Source organism: Aeromonas intestinalis, from assembly GCF_054052485.1.
The window spans coordinates 1-18,637 of sequence record NZ_JBSTYK010000001.1; the positions used below are offsets into that span (position 1 = coordinate 1).

Annotated in this window: 17 protein-coding genes; 12 read left to right on the plus strand and 5 right to left on the minus strand. The window is 62.3% G+C overall.

Features of this window, described 5'->3' with window-relative positions; genetic code table 11:
* Window positions 1-161 precede the first annotated feature (161 nt).
* Window positions 162-1,310 carry an MFS transporter gene (locus tag ACW5W7_RS00005; protein ID WP_456500344.1) on the minus strand — a complete coding sequence of 383 codons (1,149 nt, stop codon included), beginning with the start codon at window positions 1,308-1,310 and terminating at the stop codon, window positions 162-164.
* Between the two features lie 360 nt (window positions 1,311-1,670).
* Complete coding sequence (ylqF, locus tag ACW5W7_RS00010; protein WP_349918440.1) at window positions 1,671-2,615, minus strand: ribosome biogenesis GTPase YlqF; 945 nt, start codon at window positions 2,613-2,615, stop codon at window positions 1,671-1,673.
* Between the two features lie 330 nt (window positions 2,616-2,945).
* On the opposite strand from ylqF, the gene ACW5W7_RS00015 reads away from it, so the two are divergent.
* The 12 genes from ACW5W7_RS00015 to ACW5W7_RS00070 all read left to right on the plus strand — a co-directional run bounded on the left by ACW5W7_RS00015 (window position 2,946) and on the right by ACW5W7_RS00070 (window position 15,589).
* Window positions 2,946-4,337 (plus strand): alkaline phosphatase, encoded by a 1,392-nt coding sequence (locus ACW5W7_RS00015; RefSeq protein WP_456500345.1) that lies wholly within the window; start codon window positions 2,946-2,948, stop codon window positions 4,335-4,337.
* An 11-nt stretch (window positions 4,338-4,348) separates the two neighbouring features.
* A complete protein-coding gene (locus tag ACW5W7_RS00020; RefSeq protein ID WP_456500346.1) occupies window positions 4,349-5,722 on the plus strand; it encodes an alkaline phosphatase in 1,374 nt (457 codons plus the stop codon).
* 52 nt (window positions 5,723-5,774) lie between these two features.
* The gene (locus ACW5W7_RS00025) at window positions 5,775-6,455 is read left to right on the plus strand and encodes a hypothetical protein (RefSeq protein WP_456500347.1); all 681 of its coding nucleotides are present in this window, start codon (window positions 5,775-5,777) and stop codon (window positions 6,453-6,455) included.
* A gap of 73 nt (window positions 6,456-6,528) precedes the next feature.
* Window positions 6,529-7,260, plus strand: a complete 732-nt coding sequence (locus tag ACW5W7_RS00030) for a substrate-binding periplasmic protein (protein ID WP_456500348.1) — start codon at window positions 6,529-6,531, stop codon at window positions 7,258-7,260.
* A gap of 215 nt (window positions 7,261-7,475) precedes the next feature.
* Window positions 7,476-7,871: a nucleoside diphosphate kinase regulator gene (rnk, locus tag ACW5W7_RS00035; protein ID WP_434663006.1), complete on the plus strand. Its 396-nt coding sequence runs from the start codon at window positions 7,476-7,478 to the stop codon at window positions 7,869-7,871.
* A gap of 173 nt (window positions 7,872-8,044) precedes the next feature.
* The gene (gene uhpA, locus ACW5W7_RS00040; RefSeq protein WP_349918449.1) at window positions 8,045-8,635 is read left to right on the plus strand and encodes a transcriptional regulator UhpA; all 591 of its coding nucleotides are present in this window, start codon (window positions 8,045-8,047) and stop codon (window positions 8,633-8,635) included.
* Window positions 8,632-10,149 (plus strand): signal transduction histidine-protein kinase/phosphatase UhpB, encoded by a 1,518-nt coding sequence (gene uhpB / locus ACW5W7_RS00045; protein ID WP_456500349.1) that lies wholly within the window; start codon window positions 8,632-8,634, stop codon window positions 10,147-10,149. Before uhpA ends, uhpB begins: the two co-directional genes overlap by 4 nt.
* A gap of 27 nt (window positions 10,150-10,176) precedes the next feature.
* Window positions 10,177-11,511, plus strand: coding sequence for an MFS transporter (locus tag ACW5W7_RS00050; RefSeq protein WP_434663009.1), 1,335 nt, complete (start codon window positions 10,177-10,179; stop codon window positions 11,509-11,511).
* Window positions 11,512-11,953: 442 nt separating this feature from the next.
* Window positions 11,954-12,742: a transporter substrate-binding domain-containing protein gene (locus ACW5W7_RS00055; protein ID WP_349918453.1), complete on the plus strand. Its 789-nt coding sequence runs from the start codon at window positions 11,954-11,956 to the stop codon at window positions 12,740-12,742.
* 99 nt (window positions 12,743-12,841) lie between these two features.
* Complete coding sequence (locus ACW5W7_RS00060; protein ID WP_349918455.1) at window positions 12,842-13,786, plus strand: amino acid ABC transporter permease; 945 nt, start codon at window positions 12,842-12,844, stop codon at window positions 13,784-13,786.
* Between the two features lie 68 nt (window positions 13,787-13,854).
* Window positions 13,855-14,598, plus strand: coding sequence for an amino acid ABC transporter ATP-binding protein (locus ACW5W7_RS00065; protein WP_349918456.1), 744 nt, complete (start codon window positions 13,855-13,857; stop codon window positions 14,596-14,598).
* A gap of 151 nt (window positions 14,599-14,749) precedes the next feature.
* Window positions 14,750-15,589: a sterol desaturase family protein gene (locus ACW5W7_RS00070; protein WP_434663012.1), complete on the plus strand. Its 840-nt coding sequence runs from the start codon at window positions 14,750-14,752 to the stop codon at window positions 15,587-15,589.
* Window positions 15,590-15,659: 70 nt separating this feature from the next.
* Here the strand turns inward: ACW5W7_RS00070 and ACW5W7_RS00075 are convergent, their stop codons facing one another.
* From ACW5W7_RS00075 to phoU, 3 genes are all read right to left on the minus strand, one after another.
* Window positions 15,660-16,202 (minus strand): hypothetical protein, encoded by a 543-nt coding sequence (locus ACW5W7_RS00075; RefSeq protein WP_349918459.1) that lies wholly within the window; start codon window positions 16,200-16,202, stop codon window positions 15,660-15,662.
* A 158-nt stretch (window positions 16,203-16,360) separates the two neighbouring features.
* Entirely contained in the window at window positions 16,361-17,692 is a 1,332-nt protein-coding gene (locus tag ACW5W7_RS00080; RefSeq protein WP_434663015.1) for a CNNM domain-containing protein, read from the minus strand.
* A gap of 192 nt (window positions 17,693-17,884) precedes the next feature.
* The gene (phoU, locus tag ACW5W7_RS00085; protein ID WP_349918461.1) at window positions 17,885-18,595 is read right to left on the minus strand and encodes a phosphate signaling complex protein PhoU; all 711 of its coding nucleotides are present in this window, start codon (window positions 18,593-18,595) and stop codon (window positions 17,885-17,887) included.
* Window positions 18,596-18,637 lie beyond the last annotated feature (42 nt).

Genomic DNA, 18,637 nt, shown 5'->3' on the forward strand with positions numbered 1-18,637 from the left:
GGGGGGGGCGGGGCGGGGCGCCGCGCCCCCCCACCCCCACACCCCCCCGCGCGCCCGGGGGCCCCCCTCTTCTTTATATAAAGCACAACAGTGACGGCTCAGCTAGCCCCCAGGATTGGCTAGCCGATTGACGGCCCGATATCTGGCTCCTTTGCCCACCCTCAGGCATGAGCCACCGGCGTCCTGTGTGTCCCCATCTTGCGCAGCAGCATCAACAGATAGATGAAGGAGACGCAGGCTATCATGACGAACAGCAGGTTATCCGAGTAACGCTGCATCAGCATCGCGGTCAGGGTCGGCCCCAGCAGACTGCCGATGGTATAGCTCAGCAGCAACGCCTGGTTCATCGCCACCAGCTGATGCTGTTCGACCTTCTCGCAGGCCCAGGCCATGGCCACCGGATAGAGCGTGAATCCCGCCGCCCCCAGGATGAACAAGGTCGGCCCCATGGCCGCGTTGCCGAGCATCCCCAGGGCCCCCAGGATCACCACGAACACCTGTACCCTCAGCACCGGCAAGCGTCCGAACCGGTCCGCCAGACGGCCGATGGGCCACTGCCCCAGGATGCCCGCACTCACCATCACCGCCATCCAGAAGCCGATGCCCCCGTCGCTCACGCCCTGATGATTCAGGTAGAGCGGCATCAGGCCATAGAGGGATCCCAGCACGATGCCGGAGATGATGCAGCCATCGACCCCGAGACGGGCCGATCGCAGGCGCAGCATGGGCCAGACCAGGGTGGTGCTCTGCTGTTCCCCGTGCGCATTGACGATGCGAGTGAACAACAATGGCAAGCTGGCCGCCAGTATCAGACCGGTGACCCAGGGCAATACTGCCATCAGCCCGGTCGGCACCTTGCTCACCAGGAGTTGCCCCAGCACCGTGCCCACGTAATAGACCATCATGTAGGCGGCCAGCAGACGGCCACGGTTGTGGGCGGTGCCGCTGCACATCAGCGCACTCTCCACCACTACCCAGATCATGGCGCAGCCGACCCCGGCGAGGAAGCGCCAGCCAAGCCAGCTCCAGAATTCGAGGCTGATCCCGAGGCCAACACAGCCTGCGGCGAAGAGCAGGGAGGCCAGGTAGTAACTGCGGTTGAAGCCGACCCGCTTGATGAGCGACCCCGCCAACAAGGTGCCCAGCAGGTTGCCGCTGAAATAGGAGGAGCTGACCATGCCCACCTGCCAGGTTGGCAGTTTTTCATGGGCCAGCCAGAGCGGTACCAGGGTATTCAGCACCGCGATGGCCAGGGTCAGCAGCAGCAGGCCACAGAGCAATAACAGCACTGGCCGGGTATATGTGGTCATGGATAAAACCGTGGGGAGAGGCAAAAATGCGAGCGCATCATGCCACCGCCAAAACCATTGTCAATCGCTCAGAGAGGGCGTCGGCGGGATTTTTTCAGGCCAGGGATTGGTGCCCACAGCGCGGCTCAACAAGCGCCATCTGAACCTTGTTTATATCCTGCTGATTATCTGGCGGTTTCTATATAAAGCGAGGGCCTTAAGCAGGGGTTGCCCTCCTCCCATGGGCAATGGCGACGGCCAGTATAAAAAGGGAGTGTGAGGAGGCGAGGTTGCAGAAAACTGTGGGCCAAACAAAAAGCGCCCGCAGGCGCTTTGTGTGTCAGTCGGTGGCGAAGCCACGCCAGCAAGGGAACCCTCACCTCAGCGTTTCTTGGCGTACTTGCGACGGGCGCGGGCCTGGCGCTGCTCCTCACGCTCCGCCTTCTCCTTGGCCTTCTGCTCGGCCTCGGCATCCGCTTCGATGATCTCCGCGGCCACCATCTCCGGCGTTTCCAGGGAGATGCGGCCCAGCATGCCGGAACGGAACTCGTTCACCAGGATCTCGGACGCCTTGTGCAGATCGGCAAGCCCCCCCTTGCGCATGAAGCCGCGCTGGCGGGCGATGAGCTCGAGCAGCTCGATCTCGGTTTGTGGCAGCTCGCTCAACTGGTAGCGCGTCTTGATACGCTCGGGGTACGCCTTGATGAAGTAATCGGCGGCGAACATGGCGATGTCGGCATAGTCGAACACCGTGTCCTTGATGGCGGCGGTGATAGCCAGTCGGTAGCCGCAGGAGGGCGGATTGAGCTTGGGCCAGAGGAACCCCGGGGTATCGGTCAGGATGACGTTGTTGTCGAGCTTGATCCGCTGCTGGGACTTGGTCACCCCCGCCTCGTTGCCGGTACGGGCGATGATGCGCCCCGCCAGGGTGTTGATCAGGGTGGACTTGCCCACGTTGGGGATGCCCATGATCATGGCCCGCACGCCACGCAGGTCGAAGTTGCGCTCAGGCAGCATCTCGTGGCACAGGGTCAGCAGCGCCTTGATCTTCTCCGGCTCCTGCTGAGTCAGGGGCAACGCCTTGATCCCCTTCTCTTTTTCCATGTGTGCTACCCACAGCTCGGTGATCTCGGGGTCGGCAAGATCCGCCTTGTTCAGCACCTTGATCACCGGCGTATCCCCCCGCAGCTCGGGCACCAGCGGGTTTTCGCTGGAGAAGGGGATGCGGGCATCGATCATCTCGATGATGACATCGACCTGGGGCATGACCTCGGCAATCTCTTTGCGGGCCTTGTGCATGTGGCCGGGGAACCAGTTGATGGACATATCCGTGACTCTCTGTAAGGGCTGCGGGCGCTGGCTTGCGGGAACGCGCGGCGAGCGATGGCGGACGTCTGGCGTCGCAAGGGGGCGCATTTTACCCGTTGGCGCCGCAATTTGACAGGTGATTCTAGTCAGATAAAAGCAAACCACCAAGCCGCTGGCTCCCCCTGCCCGCCTTTATTCAGGGCGGGAAACTGACAGGGCCATCATCAATAAGCTATTGATACAACATAACATTTAGCTAACACCTTCATCGGATTGTCATCCAATTTCACTAAAAGTGTCATCCGGCCCCTCTAGGCTGCGCTCAGGTTTTACAAGGAGCGAACCCCAATGAGAAAGATGGCAGGACTTGCATTGATGATCGGCGCCGCCCTGGCCGCTGGCTGCAATTCCACAAACGACAGCAATCCCCCCGAACCCCGCGCCAAGAACGTGATCTTCTTCCTCGGCGATGGCATGGGCCTCAACACCCTGACCGCGGCCCGTATCTACGGCGTCGGTGAAGAGGGGGATCTCACCATAGACACCCTGCCGGAGACGGCCTTCATCAAGACCTACTCCCACGATGCCCAGGTCACCGACTCGGCCCCCTCCATGGCGGCCTACATGACCGGGGTCAAGAGCAACAACGGCGTCATCAGCATGGACAGCGACGCCACCCAGGAGGCCGACTGCAACCAGAGTGCCGGCAAGCCGGTCACCACCTTGCTGGAGCTGGCCAAGGCTGACGGGCGCGGCACCGGCATCGTTACCAGCACCCGGGTGACTCACGCCACCCCGGCCGCCACCTATGCCCACATCTGCAACCGGGATCTGGAGGCCGACATCGCCGCCCAGCTGGTTCCGGGTGGCGCTGGCTACAATGGGGCCCTGAAAGAGGGACTGGACGTGGTGCTCGGGGGCGGCAGCAGCTTCTTCCTGCCCACCGCCGACAAGGGCAAGCGCACCGATGGTCGCAACCTGGTGAGCGAGATGCAGGCCAAGGGCTATCAGTTTGCCAGCACCCTCGACGAGCTGAACCAAGCCGATGCCAGCAAGCCGCTGCTGGGATTGTTCGGTTCGAGCCACATGAAATATGACCTGGACAGACCGGCCAGCGAGCCTTCCCTGAGCCAGATGACGCTGGCTGCCATCAAGCAGCTCCAGGGCAAGGAGAAGGGTTACTTCCTGATGGTAGAAGGGGGACGCATCGATCACGCCCTGCACGACACCAACGCCAAGCGCGCCCTGCAGGACACCATCGCCTTCGATGACGCCATCAAGGCCGCCATCCTTGAGGTGAAGAAAACCGACCCCGAACTGCAGAATACCCTGATCGTGGTCACCGCCGACCATGACCATACCCTGGTACTGAACGGCTATGCCAAGCGTACCGGCAAGACCACTGCCAGCAACCCGGGCGTGCTCGGGCTGGTGAAGAACTACACCGATGGCGAACCCAGCAAGGACGCCGACGGCATGCCCTATACCATCATCGGCTTTGGCAACGGCTACAACCGGGTAGAAGGCCCGCGCAGCAGCGTGGCCGCCCTCGATGACGCCACCGTCTCCGCCGACGATTACCACCAGGAGGTGGTGGTCAGCACCGGCGACATCGGCAACGAAACCCATGGCGGCACCGACGTCTTCCTCGGCGCCATCGGCCAGGGAGCGGACAGCTTCCACGGCTCTCTCGATAACACCGCCGTGTTCGGCAAGGTCAAGGCTGCGGCCAAGCTGTAAGGAGCATTCTGATGAAATCAGCCATGAATAAAACCCTCGTCTGCACCGCCCTGCTGGGAGCCCTGGCGGGCCAGGCCCAGGCCAGCGACGCCAAGAACGTGATCCTCTTCATCGGTGACGGCATGGGTCCCACCGTCCTCACCGCCACCCGCCTGTTCAAGGTCGGTGAAGAGGGGGATCTGGAGATCATGAAACTGCCCCGTAGCGCACGCATCAAGACCTTCTCCAACGATGCCCAGACCACGGATTCGGCCCCCTCCATGGCGGCCTACACCACGGGCGTCAAGATGAACAACGAGGTCATTGCCATGAGCAGCGAGACCCAGGCCGTGGCGCCGGGCAAAGATGTGAATGGCAACAAGGGCGTCAACAACTGCACCAGCGACAATGGCACCCCGGTGCCCACCCTGCTGGAGCTGGCCAAGGCGGCGGGCAAGTCCGTCGGCGCCGTCACCACCACCGAGCTGACCCACGCCACCCCGGCCGCCACCTACTCCCACATCTGCCACCGGGATGCAGCCTATGCCATCGCCGAGCAGGCGGTGCCGGGCGGCGCCGGTTTCAACACCGCCCTCGGGGATGGGGTGGATGTACTGCTGGGGGGCGGTGCCAATCACTGGACCCCTTATAGTGCCAGCAACAAGGGGGGCCGCGCCGATGGCCGGGATCTCACCAAGGAGCTCAGTGCCCAGGGTTATCAATACGTCACCACCCAGAGCGATCTCGCCAAGGTGCAAAACGGCAAGGTGCTGGGGCTCTTCAGTGCCAAGTCACACCTCGACTACGAGCTGGACCGGGTCGCCAAGGGCGCGGCCAACACCCAGCCGTCCCTCTCCGAGATGACCGCCAAGGCGATCGATCTCTTGAGTCAGAACAGCGAGGGCTACTTCCTGATGGTGGAAGGGGGACGCATCGACCACGCCCTGCACGCCACCAACGCCAAACGGTCGCTGACCGATGCGGTGGCTCTGGACGAGGCGGTGAAGACGGCATTGGCCAAGGTGGATCTCGCCAACACCCTGATCGTGGTCACCGCGGATCACGACCACACCATGACCATCAACGGTTACTCCGCCAAGGGCAACCCCGTGCTGGATCTGGTGAAAAATGAGGATGGTTCGACCCAGAACGACGCCCAGGGCAAACCCTTCACCACCCTGGTGTTCGGCAACGGCCCTACCCGTCACGACGTTCGCCCCATCCTCACCAGCGATCAGGTGATGGCGGATGACTATCTGCAGGAGACCGGCGTCAAGCTCGGCTCCGAGACCCACGGCGGCGGAGATGTCATGTTGTTCGCGGGCGGTGCCGGCAGCGACCGCTTCAAGGGCACCCTCGACAACACCCGCGTGTTCGGCAAGTTGCGGGAGGCGCTCGGTCTGTAAACGGCAGGGGCCAGCCGATAAACGCTGGCCCCTGCTCTTTCGAGCGATGCTTATGATTCGACTCTTGTTTCCTCTCTGGCTGCTCGCCAGCCCCGCGATAAGCCAGGCCTACTTCGACGACGTTCCGGACTTGGCCACCCGCATCAGCTACCAGAACCGGGTGACCGGTGCCGATGGCATCGCCCGGGAGAGCCACTGGCAAGAAAAATGGATGCGGGTCGGCAACCAGGTGTGGAGCCAGCGGCTCATCCCCATTCCCCTGGCCCGCGCCTATCACGCCACCCATGACGCCAATCCGGGCCACAAGCATTTCACCCACCAGATGGCGGCCCGCTGGGTCAGCCAGAGCGATGAGGGCCTGCAACTGCGCTACGCCGACGCCTGGCACAACCAGTTGGTGGACGTTCCTCCCGAGGAGTACGGCCAGGTCGGCTTTACCCCCAATTGGGACAAGATCCGCTACCTGGTGGATCCGGCCCTGCTGCAGGGCATGACGCCACTGGACGAGGCAGCCCCCGCCCAGGCCCGCTGGTATGAGAAACGCGAGGGCAAGCAGCGCACCCGCATCCTCTGGTCCAGTCAGTGGCAACTCCCCCTGGTGGTGGAGTCCGCGAGTCTGGATGGTTATCGCAGTTACCGGATGGAAGTGACCCCGAAGTCACTGCCAAAGACCCTGCCCTGGCAGCAGCTCGATGGCTACCAGACGCTGGATCTGCGGGACTTCTTCGATTAGCGGATAAGCACGCCCCGGTACGCCTGCCCAGCATCATGATACACTCCCGCCATTCTCTGTCGGGCCCTTGCTCATGTCGCTGCGCACTCTGCTTTTATCATGCTCGTTCTGGCTGCTGGTGCCTTGCGCCGGCGCCGTGACCGTCATCGCCGGACAGGTGCCCCCCTATGTCATCCAGTCACAACAGGGGGCGCCGAGCGGCATGGTCATTGAAGTGCTGGAAGAGGCGGCGCGCCGACTGCATGAACCCCTGCACATCGAGCTGATGCCCATGGTCCGCGCCGTGGAGCAAGCCAGATACCGGGCGGACGTCCTGCTGGTGCCCCCCGTCAAGAGCCCCCAGCGCGCCCCCCGTTTTCTCTGGATAACCCCCTTGCTGGACGAGGCTTTCGTGCTGGTGACGCACCGCCACCATCACCCCGCCCCTGTCACGGTCGGTGAACTGCCCTCCCTGTCACTCGGCGCCATGCGCGGCTCTTATGGCCATAGCCTGAGCCGGACGCTGCCCGAGCAACGGGTCGAGACGGTCGCCGAGGAGCTCAACAACGCCAACAAACTGGCCCGTGGGCGCATTCAGGTCTGGGCCGTGGCCTGGAATACCGCCCGCTATGCCCAGAGACAGGCGGGCCTGCCCCTCAATGACCTGGTGCGGGGTGACACCTTGCAGACCACGCCGCTCTACCTGGCCGCCCATCCCGGTTTTCCACCCAAGGAGGCGGCGCGCTGGCGTCAGGTCATCCATGAGATGCGAGCCGACGGGACACTGGCCCGCATCCTCAAGCAGTACGACTACCAGACCCCCTGACATTGCCAAAGCCTGTGGGAATGGTTATGGTATCCACATGAAAGCACTCATGATTTTTTCCAGTCCGCTCACACCCCGTTGAGCCCCCGCCCTCGCCCTGCAGCGCGAGTCGCTCGGGGGCATCGCGCTTGCGATCTCGTTACACAATCCCGATTTATCTTTCGACCAGCTTGCCCGTCATCCTGGTCTTGTCAGCCATTGATAAGGAATGCCCTATGAAACAGCCACATCTCGTGATTTCCAGCCTGGATCTCGATCGTATCGAACAACTGCTCGGCAACCACCCCCAGCACCTGGCCCTGCAAGAGGAGCTGGATCGCGCCGAGATCCGTGAACCCGCCGACATGCCGCCGGACGTGGTCACCATGAACAGTACAGTTCGCTTTAAAATGCAAAATAACGACAGTGAATTCTGCCTAACTCTCGTTTATCCGAAGGATGCACTGGGCGACGAGACCAAGATCTCGGTGATGGCGCCGGTCGGCAGCGCCCTGCTCGGGCTGAAGGTCGGTGACAGCATCGCCTGGCCGGGCCCCGCCGGTCGCACCATCCAGGTGGAGATCCTGGACGTGGTCTATCAGCCCGAGCGCGCCGGCGAGCTGCACCGCTGATCACCCAGGCGCCCTTCCCCTCTGCGGAAGGGCGTACCGCCTGATCCGGATCAAACCTCCCGCCCGTCCGGTCACTTATCTTGCTCACCGTTTGCCCTTTCCCTTGAGCCAAGGTGGCACCACGGGTATCTTGTTGGCCGCGCCAGCCCTGGCCACAGCTTCAGGCCGACACCATGATAAACATTGCCCTCATCGACGATCACCAGATAGTCCGCTCCGGCTTCGCCCAACTGCTCAACCTGGAACCCGATCTGCGGGTCGTCGCCGAATTCGGCTCGGCCGATGCAGCCCTCGCCGGCCTGCCCGGCAGCGGCGTCCAGCTCTGTGTGTGCGACATCTCCATGCCGGACGGCTCAGGGTTGGAACTGCTCAGGCAACTCCCCTCCAGCCTCGCCGTGGTGATGCTGTCGGTGCACGACAGCCCCGCCCTGGTGGAACAGGCCCTGCAGGCGGGTGCCAAGGGGTTTCTCTCCAAGCGCTGCAGCCCGGATGAGCTGATCGCCGCGGTGCGCACCGCCGCCCGGGGGGGCTGTTACCTGACCCCGGACATCGCCCACAAGCTCGCCTGCAACAGCCGGGATCCCCTCACCAACCGGGAGCGGGAGGTGGCGCAGCTGCTGGCCCGCGGGCTGGAGGTCAAGGCCATCGCCGAGCAGCTCGGCCTCTCCCCCAAGACGGTGCACGTACACCGCGCCAACCTGATGGACAAGCTCAAGGTCAGCAACAACGTGGAGCTGGCCCACCGCATGCTGGACAGCTGGTGATCCCCCGTCTCGCCAGCTATGCCGCCATCTCGCTGGCGGCCAGCTTCATCTTCGCCGCCGGCTGGTTCTGCCTCTGGAGCATCGGCCTGCACCTGGTGGAGCACCCGGCCCTGGCGGTATTGCTGTTCCCGTTCGGCCTTCGGCTCGGGTTGTTGTTGCAAAGCCCGCTCCCCTACTGGCCGCCGCTGCTATTGTGCGAGGCCCTGCTGCTCTACTGGCTCGACAGGGAGGTCGGGATCCCCCTGTGGCCATGGATAGAAGCCGGCAGCCTGCTCACCCTGGTGCCCCTGCTCATCGCCCGTCGCCAGCCGGTGCGCAACGACTGGCAGCAACTGCTGGTGCTGCTCGCCACCGTCACCGCGGCGGCCCTGCTGCAATCCCTGCTCTGGCATCTGGCCGGGGAGGCGGCGCTCACCGCCCTGCTGCTGACCCTGACCGGCGGGCTCACGCTCACCTCCACCTGCATGCTGATCTGGCACTATCTCACCCGCGCCACCTGGGTGCCCCTCGGCCCCGCCCTCATCGATCAGCCAGTGGACTGGCGCTTTCGTCACCTGTTCTGGTATCTGCTGCTGTTCGTGCTGAGCCTGGGGTTGCAACTCGGCCTGCCGGACTCCCTGGTGCGCTTCACGCCGTTCTGCCTCGCCATTCCCATCATGGCCATGGCCTGGCGCTACGGCTGGCAAGGCGCCCTGCTCGCCACCCTGATGAACACGGTGGCGCTGATGGCAGGCCAGGCCTGGCACGAGCACCCGCTGGATCTGCTGCTCTCCCTGCTGGCCCAGAGTCTGACCGGTCTGCTGCTCGGCGCCGGGATCCAGCGCCAGCGAGAGCTCAACCAGGCACTCACTCAGCAGCTCGCCCACAATCGCCAGCTCACCGAGCGATTGCTGGAGACCGAAGAGTGCATCCGCAAAGAGGTGGCCCGGGAGCTGCACGACGATATCGGCCAGACCATCACGGCCATTCGCACCCAGGCGGGCATAGTGCGGCGTCTCGCGCCGGACAACCCCGGTGTCGGCCAGAGCAGCGCCCTCATCGACACCCTATCGCTCGGCATCTATGACGCGGTGCGCGGCCTGCTCGGTCGCCTGCGCCCCCGTCAGCTCGACGACATGAGCCTGGAGCAGGCGGTGCAGGGGTTGCTGCGGGAGCTGGAACTGGAGCGCCGCGGCATCGTCACCCGCCTCGAGTGGCGGCTCGGAGACAGCGATCTCTCCGATGCCCAGCGGGTCACCCTGTTTCGGGTCTGCCAGGAGGGGCTCAACAACGTGGTCAAGCATGCCAACGCCAGCTCGGTGCGCATCCAGGCCTGTCAGCAGGGTGGCCAGCTGCTGCTGCAACTGGAAGACGACGGCTGCGGTCTGCCCGAACACGCGCCCCAGGGTTATGGCCTGCTCGGCATCCGCGAGCGGGTGCAGGCGCTCGGGGGCAGGCTGCAGCTCTCCTGCCTGCACGGCACCCAGCTGACGCTCTCGCTGCCCAGCCGTAAACGGGAGGCGCCGGATGCGTGACCTTAGACGCCCACGCAGGACTCCTTCATGCTGAATTTCATCAAGAGTCATCCTCCCGCACCGCCGCTGCGGGACAAACGCGAGATAGACGCCACCTATCGCCACTGGCGCATCCACCTGCTGCTGACCATGTATCTGGGCTATGCGGTCTTCTATTTCACCCGCAAGAGCTTCAACTTCGCCATGCCGGAGATGCTGGCCCAGGGTCTGCTGGACAAGGCCGACATCGGCCTGCTCGGCACCCTGTTCTACCTCACCTACGGGGTGTCCAAGTTCCTCTCCGGCATCATCAGCGACCGGGCCAACCCCCGCTATTTCATGGGTATCGGACTGATGGCGACCGGGGTCATCAACATACTGTTCGGGCTGTCGTCATCGCTGTGGCTGTTCGCGGCCCTGATGGCGGCCAACGCCTTCTTCCAGGGCTGGGGCTGGCCTCCTTGTTCGAAGCTCCTCACCAGCTGGTATTCACGCACCGAACGCGGCGCCTGGTGGTCGGTCTGGAACACGGCGCACAATGTGGGCGGCGCCCTCATTCCCCTCATCGTCAGCACCATCGCCCTGCAACATGGCTGGCGCTACGGCATGATAGTGCCCGGCCTCCTCGCCATTGTGGCGGGGCTCTTCCTCTGCTGGCGGCTGCGGGATACCCCGAGCACCCTGGGGCTGCCCACCGTGGGACAGTGGCGAAGCGATGCGCTGGAAATCGCCCAGCAGACCCAGGATACCGGTCTCACCCCACGCCAAATCCTGCGCAAATACGTGCTCGGCAACCCCTATATCTGGCTGCTGGCCTGCTGTTACGTGCTGGTCTATGTGGTGCGTACCGCCATCAATGACTGGGGCAACCTCTACATGACGGAGCAACGCGGCTTCAACCTGATGAGCGCCAATTCCGCCATCTCCATGTTCGAGGTGGGAGGCTTCATCGGCGCCCTGGTGGCGGGCTGGGGATCGGACAAGCTGTTCAACGGCAACCGGGGTCCCATGAACCTCATCTTCGCGGTGGGGATACTGCTCTCGGTGGGCTCCCTGTGGCTGATGCCCTTCTTCAGCTATGTGATGCAGGCGGCCTGCTTCTTCACCATCGGCTTCTTCGTGTTCGGGCCCCAGATGCTGATCGGCATGGCGGCCGCCGAGTGTTCCCACAAGGACTGCGCCGGAGCCGCCACCGGCTTCGTCGGCCTGTTTGCCTACATGGGGGCGGCGCTGGCGGGCTATCCCCTGGCCCGGGTGCTGGAGATCTGGCACTGGAATGGCTTCTTCGTGGTGATCTCGGTAGCGGCCGGGGTCTCGGCCCTGCTGCTACTCCCCTTCCTCAAGGCCCAGGCGCCGAGGCTCCCCATCACAGCCCTGAGCTGAGCCGTGACACGTCCTCCTCCACAGGCAGGACGTCGTCATCAAGGGATAGCCACCACCCGACTGCCAGTGTCATCCGGCGACACAATACGGGTGAAACAAGCTCGTTTGATCCCCGCAAGCCGGGGGAAAGTGGCACAAAACGACCTCGACGGCGTTTTGCACTTGAACCCGCGCGCTTAGATAGATATGTTGTTTTCGTGTGCTTTTATGAGTCAAGCCACGAGGGAAAAGTGCGACTAACTTATTGAGTCTTCTAGCACAATCAAGTTTTGGTACATTTTTCACTCAGCAGACCATTCATAGAATCTCATATGGGGCTTTTGCCCGACCCAAGACAATAATCCTGTCTTGCCTGTTGCCGGATGCAGCAGTCTCTTGTGCCATGGAGTCGCACGGGAGCAGGTTCAAGGCCGAACACACTTTCGACAGAGACGTCACCGATATGATCAAAAAACTCATTCTCTCTACCCTGCTGCTGTGCGGGCTGGCCAACGCCGCTCCCAGCTCAACCCTGGACGCCGTGCTGGAGCGCGGTGTACTGCGGGTCGGCTTCGACGCCGGCTATCAACCCTTCGAAATGACCAACAAGCAGGGCCAATACATCGGCTTTGACGTGGATCTCGCCAAGATGGTCGCCAAGGAGATGGGCGTGAAGGTGGAGTTCGTCAACACCGCCTGGGACGGCATCATCCCCGCCCTCTTGACCGACAAGTTCGACGTCATCATGGGCGGCATGACGGTCACTCCCCAGCGCAACCTACGCGTCAACTTCGCCGATCCCTACATCGTCGTCGGCCAGACCATCGTCCTGCGCAAGGACAAAGCGAACGAGATCAAATCCTTCCAGGACTTGAACGATCCCAAATACAAGATCGCGGTCAAGCTCGGCACCACCGGCGAACAGGCGGTCAAACGCATGATCCCGAAAGCTACCCTGCTGCAGTTTGAAACCCAGGATGACGCCAAGCTGGAAGTGATCAACGGCAAAGTCGATGCCTTCATCTATGACCTGCCCTACAACGCCATCTTCGCCTCCCAGAATGCCGGCGCCGTGGTGCACCTGGACAAGCCGTTCACCTTCGAGCCGCTGGCCTGGGCCATCCGCAAAGGCGATCAGGACACCCTCAACTGGTTCAACAACTACCTGCGCCAAATCAAGGGCGACGGCAGCTACGACCGTCTCTACAAGAAGTGGTTTGAATCCACTACCTGGCTCAACCAGCTCAAATAACACCTCTCAAGGGGCGGTCCGCCGCCCCTTCACGCAGACCCCCACACAATAACGACAAGAGAGGTTGTGACAGTGATCAACCCCAAACCCGCAAGACAGATGGAAAAACAACCCAATCAGCTGCTCTGGCAAGGCGTTTTCCTGCTGATGCTGCTGGCCGCCATCTTCGGCATCTACAAGGCCGTACAGGCAGTGGATTACACCTGGCGCTGGGAACGTATTCCCCAATACATCGCCTACCAGGCCGAACAGAAACATTTCGCCGAATTTGATGGCACCGTGGTCGCCGAGAAGGGTCAGCTCTTCCTGCAAGACGATGCCGATGCCAGCCGTCGCCAGGCCATCGCCCCCCAGGGTGCACAAGTGGCCGAAGGGGATACCATCTTCCTCGGTGATACGCTCGATTCCCAACTCAGCTGGACCGCCGGCCCCATCGCCTGGGGCGTCTGGGTCACGGTCAAACTCTCCCTGGTGGCCGGAGTCTTCGCCATCCTGCTCGGCACCCTGGCAGGCCTGGCCCGACTCTCCCCCAACCCCGCCCTGCGTAACCTGGCGGTGACCTATGTGGAGCTTATTCGCGGCACCCCACTGCTGGTGCAGATCTTCATCGTCTACTTCTTTATCGGCACCGTATTGAATCTGGATCGCTTCACCGCCGGGGTGGCGGCGCTGGCGGTGTTTACCGGTGCCTATGTGGCGGAAATCGTGCGAGCCGGCATCAGCTCCATCCACAAGGGGCAGATGGAGGCAGGCCGCAGCCTCGGCATGACCTCGGCCCAGACCATGCGTTACGTGATCCTGCCCCAGGCCTTCAAGCGCGTGCTGCCGCCGCTGGCGGGCCAGTTCATCAACCTCATCAAGGACTCCTCCCTGGTCTCCGTCATCTCCATCACGGATTTGACCAAGGCCGGACGCGAGGTGGTGAGCTCCACCTTCAGCCCGTTCGAGGTGTGGTTCACCGTGGCCCTGCTCTATCTGGTGCTCACCGGTACCCTCTCCTTCCTGGTCCGCCGTCTCGAGGTGAAATATGCGAAAAGCAACTGATATGCAAACCCGACCGCTGTCGAGACACCTTGCCCACACCTTCCTCGTCCATCCGCTGGAGGTGACACATGCAGAAAGCCACTGATCCCATCATCAAGGCGACGGGCGTCGAGAAGTTTTACGGCAGCGAGGTCCATGCTCTCAAGAACGTCAGCACCCAGGTAGCCGAGGGGGAAGTCGTGGTGATCGTGGGCCCGAGCGGCTCGGGAAAATCCACCTTCCTGCGCACCCTCAATCAGCTCGAAACCATCAACGACGGCCACATCGTCGTGGACGGCATCAGCCTGACCGAGCCCGGGGACGTGAACAAGCTGCGGGAAGAGGTGGGCATGGTGTTCCAGTCCTTCAACCTCTTCCCCCACCTCAGTGTGCTGGACAACATCAGTCTGGCCCCCCAGAAGGTGCGCGGCCTCTCCCGAAAGGAGGCGGAGGAGAGAGCCAAGGCGCTGCTGCTCAAGGTCGGACTCTCCAACAAGGCCCAGAGCTACCCGTCCCAGCTCTCCGGTGGTCAACAGCAACGGGTGGCCATCGCCCGGGCGCTGGCCATGCAGCCGCGCATCATGCTGTTCGACGAGCCCACCAGCGCGCTGGATCCCGAGATGGTGGGGGAGGTGCTCGACGTGATGAAGGGGTTGGCGAAAGAGGGCATGACCATGGTGGTGGTGACTCACGAGATGGGCTTCGCCCGCGAGGTCGCCGACCGGGTGCTGTTCATGGAGAGCGGCGAGTTGTTGGTGGATGAGAAGCCCGGCGATTTCTTCGACAATCCCCCTTCCCCGCGCCTGCGCCAGTTCCTGAGCCAGGTGCTGTAACACGGCATCGCCGAACACCACAGAGGGAGCCTTGGCTCCCTCTGCCTTATGCACCAGCCCATCATCCGCCGCGCTGGCCCCATGAAATGTTAATGAAATTTTACATTCATTCGGTATGCTGGGAGCCAACTGGTCCAACCGGATGGCTGACATGGATGTCCAACTACTGCTGCTCTACCTCTCCCCCCTCTTCCTCGGCTTTGTCGTCTGGGAGATGCTCTACCTGCGCAAGCATGGCACCGCCTTTCCGAGCGCCGCTTATCAATGGCGGGATCTGTTCGCCAACGCCTCCCTGGCGCTGATGCACCAAGGAGGGGATGCACTGGCGGCCATCGCCATCGCCTATCTCTACGACGGCCTCTGGGGCTGGCGCCTGTTCGACATCGAACTCAATGTCTGGAGCCTGCTGCTGCTCTTCCTGCTGCAGGATCTATGCTATTGGCTGTTCCACTTCGCCAGCCACCATGTGCGCTGGCTCTGGGCCTCCCACGTGGTGCATCACAGCTCGGAGCGCCTCAACCTCTCCACCGCCTTTCGTCAGAGCCTGATGTATCCGGTCTCCGGCATGTGGCTGTTCTGGATCCCCATGATCCTCATCGGCTTCCCGCCCGAGGCCGTAGTCGCCACCGTGCTGCTGAGCCTGGGCTTTCAGTTCTTCGTTCACACCCAGGTGGTCGGCAAGCTGGGCTGGCTCGAGGCGCTCTTCAACACCCCCTCCCACCACAGGGTGCACCACGCCAGCAATGCCAAGTACATCGATCGCAACTTCGCCGGCGTGCTCATCATCTGGGACAGGCTGTTTGGCACCTTCGTGGAAGAAGACCCGGCCGAGCCATGTCGCTTCGGCATTACCAAGCCCATCCACAGCTTCAACCCGCTCACCCTCACCTTCCACGAGTGGCGCGACATGCTAAGAGACGCCCGTGGTCTACCCTGGCGGCAAAAACTCGCGGTGCTGTTCGGTAAACCAACCGGCCCATCCGCCTCCTGAGCCGGTTCAGCGTTGGAAAGAAATGAGGCCACCCAAGGGTGGCCTCATCACAACGAAGTCAGCTGGCGGCTCAACGCCCGGCCAGTACCCGCTTGGTCTGCTTGACCCAGTCGGACACTCGCCCCTGCTGGGAGTAGCCTTGCCAGATCTGCTCCCACTGGGCCGGGCTCAGGGGACGACCCAGTCTGCGCTGCACCCCGGCGTAGAGGTAATCGTGGGCCGTGGTACGGGCCTGGGCCGAGGTGAGGAACTTGGAGACGGGATCCGTCAGGCGCACGTCTCGCATACCGAGCAGGGGATAGTCGCTGTGCACCGCCGCCAGCATGGTCTCGCGCATGGCCGACTCGATGTAACCCCGGGCAAACAGGGCCGTCACCGACTCGAGCGACCCTTGATCCGGACCATGGTACTCCTCGTCGAACACCGGATTCGGCTCCGCCACGGCGCTTTGCACCACCGCATCGGGATCGGGCTGGGGTGCCACCACGGCAGCCTTGGGGGCGGCGGGTTTGGGAGTGGCGGCTGGCTTTTGCGGCGCGCTCTGGCTACAAGCCCCGAGGGCAAGGGCCAGGGCCACACAGCCAAGGGCACGGGAATAAGACGGCATCTTCATGACTCCTGAACGACCTTCTCGGTCACTATGGTTTCCATTCATGGGTTCCACTTGGCCAGGCAGCTTGTCGCCCGGCCCCTGCAAGGGGTATGCGCGCATAATATCGAAAAATGGCCCATACAGGGCCATTTTTATCCACCGGCATGAGTGTCCGCCACTCAGGCTGCCGGGTGTGACTCTTGCGGCAGCTTCTCGGCGGCAATGGGTTCGACCCGGGTCACCAGCAGCTGATCGATCTTGTAGCTGTCGATGTCCACCACTTCGAACTTGTAGCCCGCGTACTTCACCGAGTCGGTGCGCTTGGGGATCTTGCGCAGCATGTACATGATGAAGCCGGCGATGGTCTCGTAGTTCTGGTTCTCCGGGAACTCCTCGATGTCGAAGGCTCGCATCACGTCGGAGATGGGGGTCACCCCGTCTACCAGCCAGGAGTTCTCGTCCCGCTGGACGATCTGCTCTTCCACCACGTGGGTGGCCCACTCCCCCATCACTGTGCTCATCAGGTCGTTCATGGTGACAATCCCGACCACCAGAGCGTATTCGTTCATCACCACCGCAAAATCGCCACGATGATTCTTGAAGTACTCCATCGCCTCGTAGAGGTTCAGGGTATCGGGGATGATGATGACGTTCTGCACCAGGGAGCCGCTGTTGAGATCGATGCTCTGACCGCTGATGACGCGGATCAGCAGCTCTTTCGCATCGACGAAGCCCTTGATGCTGTCGAGGTTGTGGTCACAGACCAGGAACTTGTTGTGAGGGTGCTCGGCGATCTTCGCCTTGATGCTCTCCTCCCCCTCCTGCAGGGTGAAGTAGATGAGGCTTTCCCGCGCCGTCATGGCGGAGGTGACCCCGAGGGATTGCAGCTCGAACACGTTCTCGATGAGTTGATGTTCCTCACGCTGGATGACGCCGGCCTCGGCGCCTGCATCCATCACCGCATAGATGTCGTCAGAGGTGATCTCGTCGTTGCGTACCATGGAGACGCGCAGCAGACGGAACAGGCCGTTCGCCATGCCGTTGAACAGCCACACCAGCGGCATCAGCAGGGTGACGCACAGCATCATGGGGCGCACGACGATGACGGCGACCCGCTCCGGCATGGTCATGGCGAGGCGTTTTGGCATCAAGTCCGCTATCAGGATAAACATGCCGGTGACGAACACGAAGGAGGCGGCCGAGCTTATCTGGGAGAGCCAGGGGCCCTGATAAAACTCGGAGACAAGCGCCTTGATGGCGGGGTTCAGGGCCGATTCCCCCAGGATACCGCCGAGGATGGCGACGGTATTGAGGCCAATTTGCACCACGGTAAAGAAATTGCCCGGCTGGGCCTGCAGCGCCAGCACTTTTTCGGCATGGCGGTTGCCCTCGTCGGCCATCACCTGCAACTTGATCTTGCGGGAGGCGGCGAGAGAAATCTCGGAGAGAGAGAAGAACACGCTGCTGGCGACCAGCAACATCAGTAAAAACAGACTATCGGCAAAACTCATGATTGACCTATTGCGACAGCCGCCTTGACACAAGACGGCAAACTGGGCCCGGGAGACCGGGCCGTGAGTCCATCCGGGACTCACACAGGGGCCATATTCTAGCAGATAAAGCCCCGTCCGGGGGCGTTATCTTAAGATGCCACTCAATGCAACAAAAAAGGCGCTTTACGCGCCTTTTTATTCACTCCTTGCTCAATGCTTGCCCAGCAAGTCACTCAGCTCGTCCGCCTTGGTATGGCGGACATCCTTGCCCTTGACGTAGTAGACGATGTATTCGCAGATGTGCTGGCAGCGATCGCCGACCCGCTCGATGGCCCGTGCCGCCCACAGCACGTTCAGCACCTGGGGAATGGTGCGGGGATCTTCCATCATGTAGGTCATCAGCTCGCGGATGATGGACTCGTACTCCCGGTCCACCTTGTCATCTTCCTTGTAGACGATGATGGCGGCGTCCAGATCCATGCGGGCGAAGGCGTCCAGCACGTCGTGCAGCATCTTGATGGTGCGACGCCCCATGTTCTCGAGCGACACCAGCGGCGGCTGTGGCTTGTTGGCGTTGTCGGTCAGCATGCGGGCTATCTTGTCCGCCACGTCGCCGATCCGCTCCAGATCCGTGATGGTCTTGATGATGGCCATCACCAGACGCAGATCGGAGGCGGTGGGCTGGCGCTTGGCGATGATGCGGGTGCACTCCTCGTCAATGGCCACTTCCATGGCGTTGACCTTGTGGTCGTTGGCCACTATCTTGCGCGCCGCATCCAGATCCTGGGTGTGGATGGCGGCGATGGCGTCGGTCAGTTGCTGCTCTACCAGGCCCCCCATCACCAGCACCTGATTGCGAACGTTCTCCAGCTCGGCATTGAACTGACCGGAGATGTGTTTATTGAGGTTCATATTATCCATACGAGTAATCCTTGATGCTCCGATTATGCCTTAGCCGTTGAA